We start from the raw sequence: 19,665 nt of genomic DNA on the forward strand, positions 1-19,665 counted from the left end.
CGCCATTGGACGATTTTTGACTGGAGATCCTGATGCTTCGTAGTTTTTTGATGCTTGCGGCCTTTTTCGGATTTACCGGCGTAGCGCTGGGCGCCTTTGCGGCTCATGGCCTGAAGGGGCGCTTGAGCCCTGAATATCTGGCCATTTTTCACACCGGTGTGCTTTACCAGTTGATTCATGCGTTGGCCTTGCTGGGCGTGGCTGTGCTGGCCGCACAGATTCCCGGAAGACTGGTCACGTGGGCCGGTTTCTCGTTTGCCATTGGCATCGTGCTGTTCTCCGGCAGCCTGTACGTACTGACGCTCAGCGGTATCAGCAAGCTGGGGATCGTGACGCCGTTTGGCGGGCTGGCCTTTCTGATCGGCTGGCTGATGCTGGGTGTGGCTGCGTGGCGTCTGGGCGGTGTATCCCAGTGATTGCAGGCCGCGCTTGAGACGAATGGCGCGGCTTTACCTTGGTCATACCGGCTGATCGGGCTAGAATGCTGGCCCCTAAAATGATGGCTGCTGTCGCGCATGCACATTCAGTTGAACGGTGAATCCTTTGAATTGCCCGATGGTGAAACCGTCGCGGCGTTGTTGGCTCGTCTGGATCTTGCCGGACGCCGGGTGGCCGTCGAGCTGAACCTGGATATCGTACCGCGCAGTCAGCATGTCTCCACGGTCCTGTCCGAAGGCGATCAGGTCGAAGTGGTCCATGCCATCGGCGGCGGCTAGCCCCGGCACCGCAATGACCCCATTGTGCTAGTTAAAGAGGATTCCCGATGAGCAATGTTCGCAGCGACAAGCCATTCATCCTGGCCGGTCGTACCTTTGAGTCGCGTCTGCTGGTAGGTACCGGCAAGTACGCGGATATGGAACAGACCCGCCTGGCTATCGAAGCCTCGGGCGCAGAAATCGTCACGGTCGCCGTGCGACGCACGAACCTGGGTCAGAACCCGGGCGAGCCGAACCTGCTGGATGTACTGCCGCCGGACCGCTACACCATTCTGCCCAACACCGCCGGTTGTTTTGATGCGGTCGAAGCCGTGCGCACCTGCCGCCTGGCCCGCGAATTGCTCGACGGCCGCAATCTGGTGAAGCTGGAAGTGCTGGCCGACCAGAAGACCCTGTTCCCCAACGTGATCGAAACCCTCAAGGCCGCCGAAGTGCTGGTCAAGGACGGATTCGACGTGATGGTCTACACCAGCGACGACCCGATCGTCGCCCGGCAACTGGCTGAAATCGGTTGTATTGCCATCATGCCGCTGGCCGGTCTGATCGGCAGCGGTCTGGGGATCTGCAATCCGTATAACCTGCAGATCATCCTGGAAGAAACCAGGGTTCCGGTGCTGGTCGATGCCGGTGTCGGGACTGCGTCCGATGCCACCATCGCCATGGAGCTGGGCTGTGAAGCCGTGCTGATGAACTCGGCCATCGCCCATGCCCAGCAGCCGGTCATGATGGCTGAGGCCATGAAACACGCTGTAATTGCAGGTCGTCTGGCGTACCTCGCCGGGCGTATGCCACGAAAACTCTATGCCAGCGCCTCCTCGCCGCTGGATGGCCTGATCAAGTAAGAGCCCGTTGATGACTGATTCGCACGTTCCACACCCAGAGTTGCCTGCTACCGAAGAGGGCGAAGAGCGCCATCACCGCCGCATCAAGAGTTTCGTGATGCGTGCCGGGCGTATGACCGAAGGCCAGCAGCGCGGCCTGGATCAAGGATTACCGCGCTTCGGGTTGCAATTGACCGATGCACCGGTGGATTTCGATCAAGTGTTCGGCCGCTCTGCACCACGCACTCTGGAAATCGGCTTCGGCATGGGGCATTCGCTGCTGGAAATGGCCGCCGCTGCACCTGAGCACGACTTCATTGGTGTCGAAGTGCATTCTCCGGGTGTCGGGGCGTTGCTGAATGGCGTGCTGACTCAGGGCCTGACCAACGTGCGGGTCTACGATTGCGATGCGATTGAAGTGCTCAATCGTTGCGTGGCCGATAACAGCCTTGACCGGCTGATGCTGTTCTTCCCTGACCCATGGCACAAGAGCCGTCACCACAAGCGCCGTATCGTGCAGCCCGAGTTCGCGGCACTGGTGCGCAGCAAGCTCAAGGTCGGCGGTGTATTCCACATGGCCACCGACTGGGGGCCATACGCCGAGTACATGCTGGAAGTGATGAGCGTAGCGCCTGGCTATCGCAATCAGGCTGAAGACGGCCAGTACATTCCCCGTCCGCAAGAACGCCCGATCACCAAGTTCGAGCGCCGTGGCGAGCGTCTTGGGCATGGTGTCTGGGATCTGAAATTCGAGAAGCTGTAGGAGCGAATTCATTCGCGAAATACGCGATGTTCGCGGATAAATCCGCTCCTACAGAGGTTATTTGCGGTCTGCGATGACGCCAATCAACACCAGCACCACCAACAACACCGGTGCCAGGCTGTAATTGTTGAACTGGCTCAGGCCACGCACGACCCAGGGCGTGGCGTAGATCAGCGCAAGGCCGCTGCCGATGGTGCACAGCAGGGCCAGAAGCGGGATGCGCAATGCACCCGCCATGCTGCTGATGCGTTGTTCGATCCATACCTTGAAGTCCGAGCCGAACAGCACCAGCAGACATCCCACCAACGCCAGTGCAATTTCTGAGAGATTGTTGCGACTCCAGCGCGAGACGGTGGCGAGCAGATCGAGTATGAGATCCATGCAGGGTCCTTAGATCAGAAAGTATTGCAGCAAGTCATTGAGAAAAAGCTGGCCTTGCGGGGTGGCGACCAGACGTGTCGGGTCGGCTTGCAGCAGGCCGCGTTGTTCGGCCTGCCTGCGTGCGCTGGCCAGTGAGTCGACGCTTAGACCTGTTCTTTCGGCAAATAATGCAGCGTCCACGCCATTTGTAAGGCGCAGTGCGTTCATCAGGAATTCAAAGGGCAGTTCTTCGACGCTCAGCAGTTTGGAACCAGCCTGGAACGGCTTTTTCGGATTGAGGTAATCCTTGGGCAAGCGCGTCTTCCAGGTGCGCACAATGCGCCCGTCCGGATGGCTGAGCTTGCCGTGGGCACCGGCACCGATACCGATGAAGTCCCCGAAGCTCCAGTAATTGAGGTTGTGCCGTGCCGGTTTGCCGGGTTGCGCATATGCCGAGACTTCATACTGGGCATAACCGCTGTCGGCCAGGAGTTGTTGGCCGGTTTCCTGAATATCCCAGAGGATGTCGTCTTCGGGCAGAGCCGGTGGCTGATTCCAGAAGACGGTGTTGGGCTCAAGGGTCAACTGGTACCAGGACAAATGGGTCGGAGCCAGGGCAATGGCCTGGCGCAGGTCGCCCAACGCTTCGTCCTGAGACTGATCCGGCAGGCCGTGCATCAGGTCAAGGTTGAAGTTGTCGAAACCGGCCTGACGCGCCATGTCGGCGGCTCGGATCGCTTCGTCACCGTTGTGAATGCGGCCCAGCGCCTTGAGCTTCGATTCCTGAAAGCTCTGGATACCAATGGACAGGCGATTGATGCCCAGGGTGCGATAGGCGCTGAACTTGGCCTGCTCGAAGGTGCCGGGGTTGGCTTCCAGAGTGATCTCGATGTCGCTGGCAAAACGGATGCGCTGTTCGACACCGGCCAGCAGGCGGCCCAGGGCTTCGGCGCTGAACAGGCTTGGCGTGCCGCCACCGAAGAAGATCGAACGCAGCTCGCGCCCATGGACGTGAGGCAGGTCCATATCCAGGTCTGCCAGCAGCGCGTCGACATACTCCTGTTCTGGCAGAACAGGGCTTGCACTGTGGGAGTTGAAGTCGCAGTACGGGCATTTGCGTACGCACCACGGAATATGGATATACAGCGACAGCGGTGGCAGTTGCGGCAGTGCAACCCTGGGGCTTTCCGAGGAGAAACCTGTCTCACCCAGAAACAGTGGTTGCACGGGCGGATCGTGGATCATTTCAGGCCCAGGCGTTGACGCAGTATGGCCATGGCGCGGGCGCGGTGGCTGAGCTGGTTCTTCTCGGCCGGGCTGAGTTCGGCGCTGGAGCAGTTACGTTCCGGCACCCAGAACAGCGGGTCATAGCCGAAACCATGTTCGCCACTGGCCGCGTGCAGGATCCGGCCGTGCCACAGGCCTTCGCAGAGAATCGGCAGCGGATCGTCGGCATGGCGTACCAGCGCCAGCACGCAGACAAACTGTGCTCCGCGCTGCTCATCAGGCACGTCTTTCAGCACTTCCAGCAACTTGGCATTGTTGGCGGCGTCACCCTGGCCATCGGCATAGCGTGCCGAATAGATGCCGGGTGCTCCGCCAAGGAAGTCCACGGCCAGCCCCGAGTCATCGGCCAGCGCGGGTAACCCGGACAGGCGCGATGCATTGCGGGCCTTGAGGATTGCGTTCTCGACGAACGACAGGCCGGTTTCTTCCGGCTCGACGTGACTGAACTCGCCCACCGAGCGCAGTTGCACGCTGTCGCCCAGCATGGCCTGGAGTTCTTTGAGTTTGCCGCCGTTATGGCTGGCCAATACAAGTTGTGTAAGGTTCATCATTGGCCCGGAAAGAGTTCCTGGTTGAAACTGAAGCTGTTGGTGCTGCTGCCAGTTTTAACGGTGATGTCGAAGGTCCGGTTTTCCTGCTGCGGAACCGGGTACTGCGCAATGTAATAGATCGCGCCTTTTTCGGTGATCTGCCTGAAGCTCAGCGGTATCGACGCGCTGGTCAGGTCCTTGACCGCTCCGCTGACCTGCGCCATCTGCGGCTTGCCATCCTTGAGTACGGAAATGTTGATCACGCCCTGGTTCTTGCTGCGGATCAGTTCCGTACCCTTTGCGATCTCCGGTTGCAGGAAGGTCGAATTGAAAGTGGAGTAATGAACGGTTATGTCACCAAACGTCTCCTGTCGTTCGCCTTTGATGGCGTCGGCTGCCAGAACAGGCAGCCCCAGACAGGCAGTCAGCAGGAAAATGGCCAGGCGGCTCATGTTCGTTCTCCTCGAAAGACAATGGCTTAAACAGCGACCTGATGTTCGGCCAGCCCCGGGCTGCTGACCCGGTAGATGCCGATTTCACCCAACAGGTTAGGCCATAGCTTACTGGCCCACCCATGGCGGTGCTGTTGATCGACGGCAAGCCTGTCGATCACTTGCGCATCACGTTCGCGGCACAAGGCTTCAAAGTCTTCAAAGGTGCAGAAGTGAATGTTCGGCGTGTTGTACCAGGTGTAGGGCAGAAACTCGGACACCGGCATGCGTCCCTTGCTCGCCAGGTACCAGCGGCAGCGCCAGTGGCCGAAGTTCGGGAAGGTGATGATGCACTGGCGACCGACACGCAGCATCTCGTCGAGGATCTTGTCCGGATAGTGAACAGCTTGCAGCGCCTGGGTCATGACCACGATATCGAAGCTGTTGCTGGCAAAGTTGCCCAGGCCCTTGTCCAGGTCCTGCTCGATCACGTTGATGCCCTTGGCCACGCATTCGGCAATGTTGTTCGGGTCGTTTTCAAGACCGTAACCGGTGACTTGCTTGTTATCGCGCAGCCAGGTCAGCAGTTCACCATCACCACATCCCAGATCGAGGACGCGACTGCCAGCGGGAATCCATTCCTGGATGATCTCAAGGTCGGCTCTCATGGCGTCCTCACAACGAAATTCGGTTCATGTAGTTACCGAAAGCCTGCAGGTAGCGAGGGATCGGAATCAGGAAGGCGTCGTGCCCTTGAGGCGCATCGATTTCCAGGTAGCAGACGTCCTTGCGGGCCGCCATCAAGGCATCCACCAGCTCCCGGGAGCGGGCAGGCGAGAAGCGCCAGTCGGTGGTGAAGGACATCACGCAGAACTTCGCCTTGGCACCGGCGAAAGTCTGTGCCAGATCGTCGTTGAAGTTCGCCGCCGGGTCGAAATAGTCCAGCGCCTTGGTCATCAACAGGTAAGTGTTGGCGTCAAAGCGGCCGGAGAACTCCTCGCCCTGGTAGCGCAGGTAGCTCTCGACCTGGAATTCCACGCTGTGGAAGTCGTAGTTGAGTTTTTCACTCTTGAGGCCGCGGCCGAATTTCTCGCCCATGGAGTCATCGGACAGGTACGTGATGTGCCCGACCATGCGCGCCAGCATCAGGCCACGCTTGGGGATGACGCCACGTTCCTGGAAGGAGCCGCCATGGAACTCCGGGTCGGTGAGAATCGCCTGGCGTGCGACTTCGTTGAAGGCGATGTTCTGCGCCGACAGCTTGGGTGCCGAGGCGATAGCCAGACAGTGGCGTACGCGCTCGGGGTAGCTGATGGTCCATTGCAGGGCCTGCATGCCGCCCAGGCTGCCACCGACAATGGCTGCCCACTGCTCGATGCCCAGCAGATCCGCGAGTCGGGCCTGGCTGTTGACCCAGTCCTCCACGGTCACGACCGGGAAGTTCGCACCGAAAGGTTTGCCGGTATCGGGATCGATGCTGCTCGGGCCTGTGGAGCCGTTGCAGCCGCCAAGGTTATTCAGGCTGACGACAAAGAACTTGTTGGTGTCGATAGGTTTGCCGGGGCCAATGCAGCTGTCCCACCAGCCGGGCTTGCGATCTTCAGCGCTGTGATAGCCCGCCGCGTGGTGGTGACCGGAAAGTGCATGACAGATCAGTACGGCGTTGCTGTGCGCAGCATTGAGTTGGCCGTAGGTTTCATAAATGAGGTCGTAGGCTGGCAGCGAACGCCCGCAGGCCAGGGCCAGAGGTTCGCTGAAATGTGCCAGTTGCGGTGTGACCAGACCGACAGAATCGTGGGGGAAGACCGTGGGCATCGACCCTGCTCTCGCTTAAATGAGGCGTAAGTCTAAAGATCGCGGGGGGGAGCGGCAACAGAGTAAATGGTCTTCACGGATGAATCGGCTGCCACACAGCCTTCAATACCTTTCTCGCGGGCCCGGTAGGCGCGAATTCATTCGCGAAGAGGCCGGTGAAATCGATAAATCTCTACTGTCTGTAATACATTCTCGCGGATGAATCCGCTCCCACAGAGTAGGAGCGAATTCATTCGCGAAAGAGTCAGATCAACATACGCAGAACCTGCGGCATCATGCTCATGGCCGCCAGGTTATTGATGACCAGCATGTCCAGCAGTTTGAGCACCAGGAAGGCCAGGATCGGCGAGATGTCCAGACCGCCCAGATTGGGCAGGATCCGGCGGAACGGTGCCAGGGCCGGTTCGCAGATCTGGTTGACCAGTTCGGCACCCGGGTTGTGGCTGCCCGGAGCGACCCAGGACAGGATCACGCTGATGATCAGGGCAAAGAAGAATATCTTCAGGAACAGCGCGGTCACGCCAATGATCGACCAGATCAGCAGGTGCAGCGGATCGCCTGTGGTGCCGTAGCTCAGCAGCAGGGTCAGGGCCATGAGGATCATCTGCACAACGATGGCCAGCAGCAGCGAGGACATGTCCAGCCCGAACAGGCTGGGAATGAACCGGCGCAACGGTTTCAGCAGTGGCTGTGTGGCTTTTACGGTGAACTGGCTCAGCGGGTTGTAGAAATTGGCCCGCACCAGTTGCAGCACGAAGCGCAACAGGATGATCAACAGATAAAGACTGCCAATGGTTTGCAGGACGTAAATTGCAGCGGTGTTCAATCCAATCATCGATCTGCTCCGGAAAGGCGTGAAAAATTATTTGCCCAGTAGTTCGGCCAGTTCGGCCGAGCGGTGATCGGCGGCGCTGAGAGCCGTTTCCACCAGCGCTTCAAAGCCGCCTGCCTGGAAGGCCTTGATGGCGGCTTCCGTGGTGCCGGCAGGGGAGGTCACGCGGCGGCGCAGTTCGGCGGCATCCACCTCGCTGCCCGTGGCCATCAGTGCGGCACCCAGCGCGGTCTGTAGGGTGAGTTTTTTGGCGATCTCTTCGGACAGGCCCAGTTTCACGCCCGCAGCGGTCATCGCTTCGATCATCAGGAAGAAATACGCCGGGCCGCTGCCGGACACGGCGGTCACGGCATCGAGTTGCTTCTCTTCATCCAGCCATACCGCGACGCCGACGGCCGACAGCAACTGCTCGGCCTGTGCGCGTTGTGTGGCGTTTACCTTGTCGGTGGCGTACAGACCGCTGACACCCTGGCGCAGCAGGGCTGGTGTATTGGGCATGCAACGGACGATAGGCTGCTCGCCCAACCATTGGGTCATGCTGGCGCAGGTGATGCCTGCGGCAATGGAGACTATCAGTTGTTGAGGTTTCAGGCTTGGGCGCAAGGCTTCGCAGACGGCTTTCATCATTTGCGGCTTGACTGCCAGCAGTACCACATCGGCGCCTTCGATGGCTTCGGCGTTATTGGCCACGGTCACGATGCCGTGCTCGGCCGAAATCCGCTCACGGGTTTCGGCACCCGGATCGCTGGCACGAATGAGGGCCGCATCGACGCCCTGGGCGCGCAGCCCGCCGATGAGGCTGGCGGCCATGTTTCCGGCACCGACAAAGGCAATACGAGTCTTGCTCATGTAAAGAGGTCCTTGTTTGAGGTTATGGCTGGCCGTAGTCACGGGCACCAAAAAGGGCAGTACCGATCCGTACCCAGGTCGCGCCTTGTGCAACGGCGGCCTCCAGGTCGTGGCTCATGCCCATGGAAAGTGTGTCCAGTGGCAGGTTCAAGTGTTCTTGCAGTGTACGTACAGCGGCAAAAGCAGCGTTCTGGGCGACGCTGTCTTCTGTCGGCTCTGGAATGGCCATCAAACCACGCAGTTTCAGACGTGGCAGTGTACTGATGGCGGCAGCCAGCGCCGGGAGGTCTTCAGGCGTACAGCCGGATTTGCTCGCCTCGCCGCTGACATTGACCTGAATGCAGATATTGAGCGGTTCAAGGTGTTCCGGGCGCTGTTCGGACAGGCGTTGAGCGATTTTCAGGCGATCCACAGAATGTACCCAGGCGAAATTTTCGGCGATGGCGCGCGTCTTGTTCGACTGAATGGGGCCGATGAAATGCCAACACAAGGGCAGGTCGGTCAATTCGAGCTGTTTGCCCAGGGCTTCCTGCAAATAGTTTTCGCCAAAGTCGCGCAGACCGGCCGCATAGGCTTCGCGCAAGGCACTGGCAGGCTTGGTTTTGCTGACCGCCAGCAGGGCGATGGAGGACGGGGTGCGCTGCGCGGCGTGTGCCGCTGCGCTAATTCGTGCTTCGAGCGTTGAAATGTTCGCTGCTATCGTGGACATTGGGTTTGCGCCAGCAGGGCTAAAGTCTGCGGCATTCTATGTGATTGAGGAGCTGTATGGATATTACCGAACTGCTGGCCTTCAGCGCCAAACAGGGCGCGTCGGATTTACACCTCTCTGCCGGTTTGCCGCCGATGATCCGTGTCGACGGCGATGTGCGGCGGATCAACTTGCCAGCGCTGGATGCCAAGGAAGTCAAGGCACTGATCTACGACATCATGAACGACAAGCAGCGCCAGGCGTTCGAGGAGTCGCTGGAAACCGACTTCTCGTTTGAGGTGCCGGGTGTGGCGCGCTTCCGGGTCAACGCGTTCAACCAGAACCGTGGTGCGGGTGCGGTATTCAGGACCATTCCCTCCAAGATCCTGAGCATGGAAGACCTGGGGATGGGGGAGGTCTTTCGCAAGATCACCGATGTGCCGCGAGGCCTGATTCTGGTGACCGGGCCGACCGGTTCGGGCAAGTCGACGACGCTGGCGGCGATGATCGATTACCTGAACTGCAACAAGCATCACCACATCCTGACCATCGAAGACCCGATCGAATTTGTTCATGAGTCCAAGAAGTGCCTGGTCAACCAGCGTGAGGTGCACCGCGATACGCTGGGTTTCTCCGAAGCTCTGCGCTCTGCCCTGCGTGAAGACCCTGACGTGATTCTGGTCGGCGAGCTGCGCGACCTCGAAACCATTCGGCTGGCGCTGACCGCCGCTGAAACCGGTCACCTGGTATTCGGCACGCTGCACACGACCTCGGCCGCCAAGACCATCGACCGGGTCGTGGACGTCTTTCCTGCACAGGAAAAGTCCATGATCCGCTCCATGCTTTCTGAGTCGCTGCATGCCGTGGTTTCGCAGTCATTGCTCAAGAAGGTGGGCGGTGGCCGTGTGGCTGCGCATGAAATCATGATGGGGACCCCCGCGATTCGTAACCTGATTCGCGAAGACAAGGTGGCGCAGATGTATTCGGCCATTCAGACCAGTGGTTCTGTCGGTATGCAGACGCTGGATATGTGTCTGGCGGACCTGCTGAAGAGAGGGTTGATTACCCGAGAGAGTGCCCGTGAAAAGGCTAAGGTGCCTGACAACTTCTAGTCGCTGGAAGGCCTGCCGCCGAGGCAGGCCTTGGCATTATCGCTGTGCGACATGTATCGGTACCGCCTGTTTCGGCAGTACACGCTTGGCGATCTTGTAGTGGCTGTTCCAGTAAGGCTTCTTCAGCGTATCGACTGTCACTGCCTTGCCGCGACGAGGGGCGTGAACGAAGCGATCATTGCCCAGGTAAATGGCGACGTGATTGATCTTGCGGCTCTTGATGTTGAAGAACAGCAGGTCGCCCGGTTTCAGGTCCTTGCGTTCGACCTTCTGGCCGTGACCTTCGGCCATGGCATTCGAGGTGCGGGGAAGGTCGACTTCCTGGACATCATTGAACGCGTATTTCACCAGACCGCTGCAATCCAGACCCTTGCCCGGTGTCGTGCCGCCCCAGCGATAAGGCGTTCCTACAGCCTGCAAGGCGCGCTTCACGACCGCGTTGCCCTGCTTGGCATTGCTGGCTGCCAGGGCTTTGGTCTTGACGGGCTTGCTTGAAGTCTTTCGGGGAGCCGGTATCTGAGTGTCGTGGGTGTCGTGAATCCGAAGAGGGATGACAGTCGCTTGCTGAGGTGTACTACGCATTGCGATGGCGGGAGAGAAGTGGCCTTTCGCGGTGTAGCCAGTGAAACTCGCAGGAAGCTGTTGCTCACGGTTGGTGGCGTGGGCGGCCAGAGGCATGAAGAGGCAAATGGTTAGCCATGTCTTGAAAAAAGAACGCATGAAGCAGGGCTCATAGTGATCAGCGCGCAACTTTATAACAGCTTTTTTTGAATTCCTGACCCCATTTGTCGATCCGATCACAGTTCAATCGTTACGTTTTATGCGAAAGACACTTTCCTTTTCTGCTGCAATCCCTTTGGTTACAAGGGGTTGAGCTGTTCATGAGCGAGGTTTTGCCATACGTCGGAACGGGTAGCAGAAGTCACAGAATTTACACATATTTTTTTCTATCAGCCCAAAGAGGTAATGAATGAACAGCTATCGACCTGACACACACAGCAAGCTTCTGGGTTATCTGTTGTGGATCCTGGGTTTTCTCGGCGCTCACCGTTTCTACTACGGCAAGCCCGTGACCGGGACGCTCTGGTTCTTCACTTTCGGTCTGTTGGGGATTGGCTGGCTGATCGACCTGTTCCTGATTCCCGGCATGGACCGCGATGCAGACCTGCGTTTCACCCAGGGAGAGACTGACTACAACGTGGCATGGCTGCTGCTGACATTCCTCGGGTTTCTAGGTGTCCACCGCATGTACCAGGGCAAATGGATCACCGGTATCCTCTACCTGCTGACGGGAGGACTGTTTCTGATCGGTGTGCTCTATGACTTCTGGACCCTGAACGACCAGATATCCATGAAAAATGCACAACAGAATCGTGCGTAAGGTCGCGTTTTTTCAGCGCGGTCGAGCCAGGCACAGGTGCGCAAGAAGTTGCGCACTCAAATGTGGATAAAGTTGTGGATAGATCTATAGAGAGCTTTTAGATCAGGATGTGCAGACGAGTGCGCAAGAAGTTGCACAGTGGTGCGCAACTTCTTGCGCACTTTTTCTTGGGTTATGGCCGGTCTGGGACGGTAAATGGCCTTGGTGTTTATTTAACTGATTGATTTTTATCAATAATTTATTTGTTGGCACGTTTCTTATTATCTCTTTGCCATTCGACCAGCCTTTTTTGCTGTCTGGTCCCGCCATTTGAGCAAGGAGAGTCCTCATGGCAATGCGCATCTTTCGTGCACATCTGAACGCCCCCCTCGCACAGCCCGTAATCGATCTTTCTGCGGGTGAGATGCTGTCATGACGACTGAGACAACGGCTGTAGCCAAGCGTGAGCCGCAGGTGGCGGTTGTTCCATTGAATCTCATCGGCGTTGAGGATGTGGGGGGCAGCGCGGCTGTAGTCGATGCCTGGTTGCAAGAGATAAGCGGCGGGGCTGTCACTCTCGAACGGATCAAGACGGTAGCCGGTGCCTTGCCAGTGATCGGCAATATCATGGCGCTGGTAGATGCACTGTCCGATATCGTCACCTTGTCTCGAAGCAAAAAGCAGGATCCGCTCGATTGGGTCAGTCTGGGTATCAACCTGATTGGCGTACTACCGGCTCCGCCAACCATGGCTGCGGCGCGTATGAGTCTGCGCCCCATGTTGTTTCTGGTTCGCCAGGAGCTGCGAAACAGTGGGAAACAACTACTAGGGGACGCGCTGATTGAAATAGTGTGTGGCCATCTGAATGCGACCATTGTTGGTGAGATTGATGAGTTTCTGAAAGAAGCCGATGGTTTGCTCAAGGGCATTCTTGATGACGCTGGCCAGTACGGCGAGAAGATCATCAATGAAATTGCCGATGGCTTGGAAAAAACGGTTACAGGCGGCCATAACGCCCAAGAGGACTTGGACGATGCCGGTAATCTGTTCAGCAGCGGCCTGACCAAGTTAACGCGTGATCCCACGGCCGAGGGCAACTTCGACAACTTTCTGGGCGCGGCTTCCAGCCTTCTCAAAGCTGCCGGAAAGGGCATGAGCAACAGCGCGGCCAAGTACTTGCTTCCTGATGAGGCCAAGGAGTTGGTGCTTTCGCATACTCCGGCCTTGCGGGCCATGGGGCCAGAATTACGCCTGAATCTGAACAAGCTAGCTGACGCAGGCGTTCCAAACTCCATTGGGGCGCACATGCTTGTGCTCGCCAAGACCAGTGCCCAATGGAAGCTTCGTAATCCCAATGCTCAGGCAGGTGTTGTCAAACAGGACTCTGTCAGCAAGTCCAAGCATGTAGCAGGCAAGGGGGAGGTCGACGTTGTAGACAAGGAGTCCAAGGCGGCACAAGCGGCCAATCTTGAAAAGAACAAGGTTTGCCCTATCACATGTAACAGCATCAGCTTCGCCCTGGGTTCCGAGTCCTTCAACCACACCGACTTCAGCCTGCCTGGCCCGTTCCCGATCACCTGGACCCGCCTCTACAACTCACGCCTGTCCGCCTACGACCAGGGCATTCTGGGCGCCCGCTGGGTCACCGAATTCACCACCCGCTTCGACCTGACCCAAGAAAACGACGGCCTGCTGCTCCACGACGCCGACGGCCGCAGCCATGCCTGCCCGCTGCCCGAAGTGGGCCTGTTCCACTACGACGCCATCGAAGACTTCACCGTGGTGCGTGCGGCCGAGGACCAGCTGGTGCTGTGCCGGGGCCTCGAGCGTAAGGAAACCTACGTTCGCGACGGTCGCCAGTATCGCCTGACCCGCATCGAACTGCGCAACGGCACCGGCGTCATGCTGCATTACGAGCACCGTCACGGCGACGCCCGCGTCCTGTCGGATATCCTGACCTATCAGGAAGGGGACATCAGCAAGGTGCACCTGCACCTGGGCACGATGCTCGACGAACAGGGCCGCCTGATCGGGCTGTGGGAGATCAAGGACGGCAAGCCCCTGCGCCAGCTGTGTCGCTACCAGTACGACGTTTATGGCGATCTGGTCCAGGCCCAGGATGAACACGGCGCCGCCTGGCAGTATCACTACCAGTCCCACCTGATCGTGCGTTACACCGACCGCACCGGCCGGGGCCTCAACCTGCAGTGGGATGGCAGCGGCGCCGACGCCCGGGCCGTGCGCGAATGGGCCGACGACGGCAGCTTCGACACCCGCCTGGAGTGGGACGAAAACATCCGCCTGACCTACGTCACCGATGCCCTGGGCCATGAAACCTGGCACTACTACGACATCAAGGGCTACACCTACCGCATCCGCCACCCCGACGGCCGCTCCGAATGGCTGTTCCGCGACGATGCCAAGAACGTCGTGCGCCACGTCCACGCCGACGGCAGCACCGACCGCTACACCTACGACGAGCGCAGCAACCTGCTGCAACATATCCGTGCCGACCAGACCGTGGTGCACTACGCCTACGACGACCAGGACCAACTGATCAAGATCAGCGACGCCGAAGGCGGGCAGTGGCAGCGCGCCTATGACGACAGCGGCAACCTGGTGGAAACCGTCGACCCGCTGGGCAACACCACCGAATACGCCTACAACGGCAACGGCCAGCCCACCGCCATCAAGGACGCCCACGGCAACGAAAAGGCCCTGGCCTACAACGATGCCGGGCAACTGGTCGAATACACCGACTGCTCCGGCAAGACCAGCGCCTGGGCCTACAACGACCTGGGCCAGTTGGTCGCCTTCACCGACGCGGCCGGCAACACCACCGAATACCAGTACAAGGCCGGGCAGCTGGCGCTGATCGTCCACCCGGATACGACCGAAGAACGTTTCGAGCGCGACGCCGAGGGCCGCCTGCTGGCCCACGTCGATGCCCTGGAACGCTGCACCACCTGGACCTACACCGCCGCGGGCCTGATTGCCGAGCGGGTCGATGCCGCCGAACAGACCCTGCGCTACCGCTGGGACCTGCTGGGCCGCCTGACCACCCTGGAAAACGAGAACGAACGCCGCGCCCACTTCCACTACGACCCGGTGGGGCGTTTGCTGGACGAATCCGGCTTCGACGGCCGGGTGACCCGCTACCAGTACGACCCGGCCACCGGGCGTCTGGCCCGTACCGTCAATGGCGAGCGCACCATCGACCTGAGCTTCGACCCCATGGGCCGCCTGATCGAACGCACGGCGCGCCTGGGCGACCAGACCCAGACTGAAACCTTCGCCTACGACGGCAACGGCCACCTGATCCAGGCCCGCAACACCGACAGCCGCCTGCAATGGTTCCATGACCCGGCGGGTAACCTGCTGCGTGAACACCAGCACTACCTGGGCCTGGACAAACCGCAGGTCGCGGTCTGGCAGCACGAATACGACGTGCTCAACCAGCGCATCGCCACCGTGCGCCCGGACGGCCATCGGGTCAGCTGGCTGACCTACGGCAGCGGCCACCTGCTGGGCCTGCGCCTGGACGATCACGAACTGATCGGCTATGAGCGCGACGACCTGCACCGCGAGATCGCCCGCCACCAGGGCAACCGCCTGCTGCAGACCCAGCAATGGGACCCGGCCGGTCGCCTGACGGAACAACTGCTGGGCCGCCCTGACGACAAATCCACGCTGCTCAAGCGCGAATACACCTACGACGCCGCCGGGCAACTGACCGACATCAACGACAGCCGCCGCGGCCCGCTGGCTTACCGCTACGACCCGGTGGGCCGCCTGCTCAGCGCCATCAGCCGTCAGGGCGTGGAAACCTTCGCCTTCGACCCGGCCGGCAACCTGCTGGACGACACCGTCGCCGACATCCGCCGCCCGCTGGACCAGGACCCCAAACGCAGCCAGCTGCTCGACAACCTGCTGCGCGAATACGCCGGCACCCACTACGAATACGACGACCGTGGCAACCAGGTGCAGCGCTGGCACAACGGCGCCTACAGCCGCCTGACCTGGGACCTGTTCGACCGCCTGGTGCATTTCGACGATGCCCGCCTGGCCGTGGACTACGCCTACGACGCCCTGGGCCGACGCCTGTACAAGCACTCGACCGCCCACACCCGGAACCGTCCCGAGGCGGGCACCCAGTGGAACCGCAACGAATATGGCCGTAAACAGCGGGAACTGGGCTGCGGCTTCACCCTGTACGGCTGGGACGGCGACACCCTGGCCTGGGAAAGCAGTCCGGCGCAGCACGAAAGCGGCACCGGCCGCACCGTGCACTACCTGTACGAACCGGGCAGCTTCATCCCCGTGGCCCAGGCCCTGCGCCAAAGCCCGATCCTGCTGCTCGACCTGCCGGACTACAGCGGCCCGTACGACTTCGACGACGACCCGCTGTGGCACCACAAACCCGAGGTCCAGCCCTTCGACGCCCTGGCCTGGTACCAGTGCGACCACCTGGGCACGCCCCAGGAACTCACCGACCAGCACGGCGAGATCGCCTGGAGCGCGCAGTACAAGGCATGGGGCGAGATCAAGGAACAGCGTTCAGCCAGCGCACAACAACTCGGCCTGACCAACCCGATCCGCTTCCAGGGTCAGTACCACGACCACGAGACGGGGCTGCACTACAACCGGTATCGGTACTATGATCCGAGGGTGGGGCGGTTTGTCAGTAAGGATCCGATTGGGTATGCGGGTGGGATTAACCTGCATCAATATGCTCCGAACCCCACGGAATGGGTTGACCCTCTAGGATTAGCCAAACATAGCCCAGATAGTGCGTACTGCCGAGATTTACAGCGGAAAATGGGAAATATTCGTCTAGATCTAGATAAGCGCTGGAGTGAATTGAACTCGGATGATCAGGGTTTACCAGAATATATTGGCCCTGGAGAACAGTTCTATCAAACCCGGCGTGGACATAGGACCATAATAAATAAGTTGGACAGGAACTTGAGGGATGTTGAGCGTCAGTATGATGAGGAGTGTGGTGGAGAGGAGAAGAAAAAATGCCCATGCAAAAATAAATAAATTAATGGCGATGGATGTACGTATTTTTGCTTAATTGGTGTGGAGGTAGGATGTGGACGCTGTAAGGCTGGCATTGTACGAGGTTGAAGGAAAAGGCGGGAGAAAGAAAATTCGAGAGCTAGCGACGGAGTATGATCGCATGACGCTGGGGCATGAGATTTTTCCTGAGGAGTGTCTTGAATTTATTTTAGAACTGTTATCAACGGAAGCTCTTTTCTCGAAAGCTGGTATTGATGCTTTTTTAATTAAGCTTTCAACGGATATGGATAAACTATCTGTGCAGCAAAAAGAAAAATTGTTGAATGTGATTCGGAATAATTATTGCAATTATTCTGATCTAGAGCTGTGCTGGGTTGTGGGTGATATGGTTGCAAGGTATTATGATCGAAAGCAAGCGATGAATTTTTTTAGAGATGTATTTGGCTCTGCTGGTAAAGCAGGAAAAGAAGGTGTTGTTCTTGGTTTAGATGTTGTCGCAAAGCATTCAGGCCGTGATGCTAAAGTAATGCAAGATATTGATAATATTTTGAAGTGAAAGTTAAGCTATATTCGTCTGGCGGGAGTGAAAAAATATTTTATTTTTCCAATCTGATAGGGTTTTTATATGTCAGAGGATTTTTCGGATAGTTTGATGGTGTTATGTAATAACATGGTGATGGGCTCATAATCTCTTGCGTATAAAATTACTCAAGAGTTTGAGTTTTGATAGCATCTAAAGCGCTAGAGAAAGCCGGTCATTCCCACAACCGGCCCCTTCATTACATCAGCTCTCAATCACCCGCTATAACTGATCCGCCCATCCACCAGCGTATAACGCACCGCTCCTGGCAGGCAGTGGCCTAGGAATGGGCAGTTATCGCCTTTGGACAGCCATTTCTCGCCAGCCACCGTCGAGGCTGTCGGATCGAACAGGACCAGGTCGGCAGCCGAGCCTGCGCTCAATTGTCCAGCCGGCAAGCGCAGTGCCGCTGCCGGGCCTGTGCTCAGGCGAGCGATCAGGGTGGGGAGGTCGAGCAGGCCGTCTTCCACCAGAGTCATCGCCAGTGGCAGGAGCAGTTCGACGCTGCTGATGCCTGGTTCGGTTGCGCCGAACGGTGCCAGCTTCGCGTCGCGTTCGTGAGGCTGGTGGTGACTGGAGATGGCTTGAATCACGCCGGACTTCACTGCTTCGCGCAGGCCGTCGCGGTCGGCACGGGTGCGCAGTGGTGGCTGGACGTGGTAGAGGCTGGAGAAGTCGATCAGTGCTTCATCGGTCAGGATCAACTGATACAAGGCCACGTCGGCGGTTACTGGCAAGCCGCGGGCCTGGGCCTGGGCGATCAGGGCTGCGCCACGGGCGCTGGTCAACTGGCTGAAGTGCGCGCGCACACCGCTTTGTTCCACCAGCAGCAGGTCACGGGCCAGTGCAACGGTTTCGGCGGTTTCCGGAATACCGGCCAGACCCAGGAAGCTGGCGGTCGGGCCTTCATGGGCCAGGCCTCCGGCCGCCAGGTCGTGATCCTGAGAGTTGAAGATCACGGTCAGGTCGAACGTGGCGGCATATTCCAGGGCGCGGCAGAGCGTGCGGGTGTTTCTGAAGCTGTTCAAGCCATTGCCGAATGCCACGCAGCCCGCATCGCGCAGGGCCACCAGCTCGGCCAGTTGCTCGCCTTCCAGCCCCTTGCTCAGGGCACCGATAGGGAAGACCTTGCTGTAACCGGCTTCACGAGCACGGTCCAGAATCAGCTCGGCGACGGCCGAGGTATCGAGTACCGGCTTGGTACGTGGTGGGCAGCACAGGCTGGTCACACCACCAGCCGTTGCGGCGCGGGTTTCGCTGGCGATGGTGCCTTTGCGGCTGTAACCCGGCTCACGCAGGGATACGTTGAGGTCCACAAGGCCGGGAGCTGCGACCAGGCCGTTGGCCTCGATGGTTTGTACGGCTTCAAATCCTGCAGGAGCGGCACCGATGGCGAGAATCTTGCCTGCCTCGATGTGCAGATCGGTGACTTTATCCAGACCGCTGTTCGGGTCGATGACGCGAGCGCCGAGAATGCTGAGCTTCACAGGGCGTTCTCCTGCTCGAATTGTCGTTGTGCGGTTTGTCCGCTCATGGCCATGGACAGAACGGCCATGCGGACCGCAATGCCGTAGGTCACCTGATTGAGAATGACCGAATGCGCACCGTCGGCCACCGCTGATTCGATTTCCACGCCACGGTTGATAGGGCCGGGGTGCATGACGATCGCGTCAGGCTTGGCGCCCGCCAGACGGGCCGTGGTCAGGCCGAACAGGCGGTAGAACTCGCCCTCGCTGGGCAGCAGGCCACCGGTCATGCGCTCGCGTTGCAGGCGCAGCATGATGACCACGTCCACATCCTTCAGGCCTTCGGTCATGTCGGTGTAGACCTTGACGCCATACTGCTCGATACCGACAGGCAACAGGGTCTTGGGTCCGATGACGCGGATGTCCGGGCAACCCAGCGCCTTGAGCGCAAGCATGTTCGAGCGTGCAACGCGGGAGTGCAGGATGTCGCCGACAATGGCCACCGACAGGTTCTCGAAGCTGCCTTTGTGACGACGGATCGTCAGCATGTCGAGCATGCCCTGGGTTGGGTGGGCGTGACGGCCGTCGCCGCCATTGATGATCGCGACTTCCGGGCAGACGTGTTCGGCAATGAAGTGAGCTGCGCCGGAGTCGGCGTGGCGTACGACGAACATGTCGGCGGCCATGGCTTCCAGGTTGCGCAGGGTGTCGAACAGCGTTTCGCCTTTGCTGGTGGAAGAGGTCGAGACGTTGAGGGTGATGACGTCCGCCGACAGCCGCTGGGCCGCCAGCTCGAAGGTGGTGCGTGTCCGTGTCGAGTTCTCGAAGAACACGTTACAGACCGTCTTGCCACGCAACAGCGGGACTTTTTTCACCGCACGGGCACCGACCTCGAGGAAGGAGTCCGCCGTGTCGAGAATTTCAGTGAGCAGCTCGCGGGGCAAGCCGTCCAGAGACAGAAAATGGCGCAGCTGACCCTGATGGTTGAGCTGCAGCGGGCGCTTGGCGTCGAGAGGCGTCATCGCAAGGGACT

20 protein-coding genes are annotated in these 19,665 nt (G+C 59.1%); 8 read left to right on the plus strand and 12 right to left on the minus strand.

Features of this window, described 5'->3' with window-relative positions:
* The first annotated feature begins 32 nt into the window (after positions 1-32).
* From ACIPY9_RS11530 to trmB, 4 genes are all read left to right on the plus strand, one after another.
* Positions 33-416 (plus strand): DUF423 domain-containing protein, encoded by a 384-nt coding sequence (locus tag ACIPY9_RS11530; RefSeq protein ID WP_400700616.1) that lies wholly within the window; start codon positions 33-35, stop codon positions 414-416.
* 99 nt (positions 417-515) lie between these two features.
* On the plus strand, positions 516-716 hold the full coding sequence (gene thiS, locus ACIPY9_RS11535) for a sulfur carrier protein ThiS (RefSeq protein ID WP_122315030.1): 201 nt from the start codon (positions 516-518) through the stop codon (positions 714-716).
* Positions 717-763: 47 nt separating this feature from the next.
* Positions 764-1,558 carry a thiazole synthase gene (locus ACIPY9_RS11540; protein WP_400700618.1) on the plus strand — a complete coding sequence of 265 codons (795 nt, stop codon included), beginning with the start codon at positions 764-766 and terminating at the stop codon, positions 1,556-1,558.
* Between the two features lie 97 nt (positions 1,559-1,655).
* Positions 1,656-2,300: a tRNA (guanosine(46)-N7)-methyltransferase TrmB gene (gene trmB / locus ACIPY9_RS11545; protein WP_400700984.1), complete on the plus strand. Its 645-nt coding sequence runs from the start codon at positions 1,656-1,658 to the stop codon at positions 2,298-2,300.
* 57 nt (positions 2,301-2,357) lie between these two features.
* Here the strand turns inward: trmB and ACIPY9_RS11550 are convergent, their stop codons facing one another.
* The 9 genes from ACIPY9_RS11550 to ACIPY9_RS11590 all read right to left on the minus strand — a co-directional run bounded on the left by ACIPY9_RS11550 (position 2,358) and on the right by ACIPY9_RS11590 (position 9,113).
* Positions 2,358-2,681 (minus strand): DUF3392 domain-containing protein, encoded by a 324-nt coding sequence (locus ACIPY9_RS11550; RefSeq protein WP_400700620.1) that lies wholly within the window; start codon positions 2,679-2,681, stop codon positions 2,358-2,360.
* Positions 2,682-2,690: 9 nt separating this feature from the next.
* Positions 2,691-3,905, minus strand: a complete 1,215-nt coding sequence (gene hemW, locus ACIPY9_RS11555; protein WP_400700622.1) for a radical SAM family heme chaperone HemW — start codon at positions 3,903-3,905, stop codon at positions 2,691-2,693.
* Positions 3,902-4,498, minus strand: coding sequence for an RdgB/HAM1 family non-canonical purine NTP pyrophosphatase (gene rdgB / locus ACIPY9_RS11560; RefSeq protein WP_400700624.1), 597 nt, complete (start codon positions 4,496-4,498; stop codon positions 3,902-3,904). The genes hemW and rdgB overlap by 4 nt, the downstream gene beginning before the upstream one ends.
* Positions 4,495-4,929, minus strand: coding sequence for a DUF4426 domain-containing protein (locus ACIPY9_RS11565; protein WP_400700626.1), 435 nt, complete (start codon positions 4,927-4,929; stop codon positions 4,495-4,497). Before ACIPY9_RS11565 ends, rdgB begins: the two co-directional genes overlap by 4 nt.
* A 26-nt stretch (positions 4,930-4,955) precedes the next feature.
* On the minus strand, positions 4,956-5,576 hold the full coding sequence (metW, locus tag ACIPY9_RS11570; RefSeq protein WP_400700628.1) for a methionine biosynthesis protein MetW: 621 nt from the start codon (positions 5,574-5,576) through the stop codon (positions 4,956-4,958).
* A 7-nt stretch (positions 5,577-5,583) separates the two neighbouring features.
* Positions 5,584-6,723 carry a homoserine O-acetyltransferase gene (locus ACIPY9_RS11575; protein ID WP_400700630.1) on the minus strand — a complete coding sequence of 380 codons (1,140 nt, stop codon included), beginning with the start codon at positions 6,721-6,723 and terminating at the stop codon, positions 5,584-5,586.
* A 244-nt stretch (positions 6,724-6,967) separates the two neighbouring features.
* Entirely contained in the window at positions 6,968-7,558 is a 591-nt protein-coding gene (locus tag ACIPY9_RS11580) for a YggT family protein (protein WP_400700632.1), read from the minus strand.
* A gap of 27 nt (positions 7,559-7,585) precedes the next feature.
* A complete protein-coding gene (gene proC / locus ACIPY9_RS11585; RefSeq protein ID WP_400700633.1) occupies positions 7,586-8,404 on the minus strand; it encodes a pyrroline-5-carboxylate reductase in 819 nt (272 codons plus the stop codon).
* A 22-nt stretch (positions 8,405-8,426) separates the two neighbouring features.
* A complete protein-coding gene (locus tag ACIPY9_RS11590; RefSeq protein ID WP_400700635.1) occupies positions 8,427-9,113 on the minus strand; it encodes a YggS family pyridoxal phosphate-dependent enzyme in 687 nt (228 codons plus the stop codon).
* A gap of 56 nt (positions 9,114-9,169) precedes the next feature.
* On the opposite strand from ACIPY9_RS11590, the gene ACIPY9_RS11595 reads away from it, so the two are divergent.
* Positions 9,170-10,204, plus strand: a complete 1,035-nt coding sequence (locus tag ACIPY9_RS11595) for a type IV pilus twitching motility protein PilT (protein WP_400700637.1) — start codon at positions 9,170-9,172, stop codon at positions 10,202-10,204.
* Between the two features lie 36 nt (positions 10,205-10,240).
* On the opposite strand, the gene ACIPY9_RS11600 is transcribed toward ACIPY9_RS11595, so the two are convergent.
* Positions 10,241-10,924 carry a C40 family peptidase gene (locus ACIPY9_RS11600; protein ID WP_400700639.1) on the minus strand — a complete coding sequence of 228 codons (684 nt, stop codon included), beginning with the start codon at positions 10,922-10,924 and terminating at the stop codon, positions 10,241-10,243.
* A 250-nt stretch (positions 10,925-11,174) separates the two neighbouring features.
* On the opposite strand from ACIPY9_RS11600, the gene ACIPY9_RS11605 reads away from it, so the two are divergent.
* From ACIPY9_RS11605 to ACIPY9_RS11615, 3 genes are all read left to right on the plus strand, one after another.
* A complete protein-coding gene (locus tag ACIPY9_RS11605; protein ID WP_400700641.1) occupies positions 11,175-11,585 on the plus strand; it encodes an NINE protein in 411 nt (136 codons plus the stop codon).
* 411 nt (positions 11,586-11,996) lie between these two features.
* On the plus strand, positions 11,997-16,607 hold the full coding sequence (locus ACIPY9_RS11610) for an RHS repeat-associated core domain-containing protein (RefSeq protein WP_400700643.1): 4,611 nt from the start codon (positions 11,997-11,999) through the stop codon (positions 16,605-16,607).
* A 52-nt stretch (positions 16,608-16,659) separates the two neighbouring features.
* Positions 16,660-17,142, plus strand: coding sequence for a hypothetical protein (locus ACIPY9_RS11615; RefSeq protein ID WP_400700645.1), 483 nt, complete (start codon positions 16,660-16,662; stop codon positions 17,140-17,142).
* A 239-nt stretch (positions 17,143-17,381) separates the two neighbouring features.
* Here the strand turns inward: ACIPY9_RS11615 and ACIPY9_RS11620 are convergent, their stop codons facing one another.
* The gene (locus tag ACIPY9_RS11620; protein WP_400700647.1) at positions 17,382-18,653 is read right to left on the minus strand and encodes a dihydroorotase; all 1,272 of its coding nucleotides are present in this window, start codon (positions 18,651-18,653) and stop codon (positions 17,382-17,384) included.
* Positions 18,650-19,654 (minus strand): aspartate carbamoyltransferase catalytic subunit, encoded by a 1,005-nt coding sequence (locus ACIPY9_RS11625; protein WP_400700649.1) that lies wholly within the window; start codon positions 19,652-19,654, stop codon positions 18,650-18,652. The genes ACIPY9_RS11620 and ACIPY9_RS11625 overlap by 4 nt, the downstream gene beginning before the upstream one ends.
* Between the last annotated feature and the right edge of the window lie 11 nt (positions 19,655-19,665).

Origin of the sequence: Pseudomonas sp. NPDC089734, from assembly GCF_044748865.1 — a bacterium.
Classification (GTDB): Bacteria; Pseudomonadota; Gammaproteobacteria; order Pseudomonadales; family Pseudomonadaceae; genus Aquipseudomonas.

Excerpts from the sequence above, each read along its gene's own strand:
- ACIPY9_RS11540 (WP_400700618.1), top strand. The coding sequence starts at position 764 with ATGAGCAATGTTCGCAGCGACAAGCCATTCATCCTGGCCGGTCGTACC.
- rdgB (WP_400700624.1), bottom strand. The coding sequence starts at position 4,498 with ATGATGAACCTTACACAACTTGTATTGGCCAGCCATAACGGCGGCAAA.
- ACIPY9_RS11575 (WP_400700630.1), bottom strand. The coding sequence starts at position 6,723 with ATGCCCACGGTCTTCCCCCACGATTCTGTCGGTCTGGTCACACCGCAA.
- ACIPY9_RS11610 (WP_400700643.1), top strand. The coding sequence starts at position 11,997 with ATGACGACTGAGACAACGGCTGTAGCCAAGCGTGAGCCGCAGGTGGCG.
- metW (WP_400700628.1), bottom strand. The coding sequence starts at position 5,576 with ATGAGAGCCGACCTTGAGATCATCCAGGAATGGATTCCCGCTGGCAGT.
- thiS (WP_122315030.1), top strand. The coding sequence starts at position 516 with ATGCACATTCAGTTGAACGGTGAATCCTTTGAATTGCCCGATGGTGAA.
- ACIPY9_RS11550 (WP_400700620.1), bottom strand. The coding sequence starts at position 2,681 with ATGGATCTCATACTCGATCTGCTCGCCACCGTCTCGCGCTGGAGTCGC.
- ACIPY9_RS11530 (WP_400700616.1), top strand. The coding sequence starts at position 33 with ATGCTTCGTAGTTTTTTGATGCTTGCGGCCTTTTTCGGATTTACCGGC.
- hemW (WP_400700622.1), bottom strand. The coding sequence starts at position 3,905 with ATGATCCACGATCCGCCCGTGCAACCACTGTTTCTGGGTGAGACAGGT.
- ACIPY9_RS11590 (WP_400700635.1), bottom strand. The coding sequence starts at position 9,113 with ATGTCCACGATAGCAGCGAACATTTCAACGCTCGAAGCACGAATTAGC.
- ACIPY9_RS11580 (WP_400700632.1), bottom strand. The coding sequence starts at position 7,558 with ATGATTGGATTGAACACCGCTGCAATTTACGTCCTGCAAACCATTGGC.
- ACIPY9_RS11600 (WP_400700639.1), bottom strand. The coding sequence starts at position 10,924 with ATGCGTTCTTTTTTCAAGACATGGCTAACCATTTGCCTCTTCATGCCT.
- ACIPY9_RS11625 (WP_400700649.1), bottom strand. The coding sequence starts at position 19,654 with ATGACGCCTCTCGACGCCAAGCGCCCGCTGCAGCTCAACCATCAGGGT.
- trmB (WP_400700984.1), top strand. The coding sequence starts at position 1,656 with ATGCGTGCCGGGCGTATGACCGAAGGCCAGCAGCGCGGCCTGGATCAA.
- ACIPY9_RS11565 (WP_400700626.1), bottom strand. The coding sequence starts at position 4,929 with ATGAGCCGCCTGGCCATTTTCCTGCTGACTGCCTGTCTGGGGCTGCCT.
- ACIPY9_RS11595 (WP_400700637.1), top strand. The coding sequence starts at position 9,170 with ATGGATATTACCGAACTGCTGGCCTTCAGCGCCAAACAGGGCGCGTCG.
- ACIPY9_RS11605 (WP_400700641.1), top strand. The coding sequence starts at position 11,175 with ATGAACAGCTATCGACCTGACACACACAGCAAGCTTCTGGGTTATCTG.
- proC (WP_400700633.1), bottom strand. The coding sequence starts at position 8,404 with ATGAGCAAGACTCGTATTGCCTTTGTCGGTGCCGGAAACATGGCCGCC.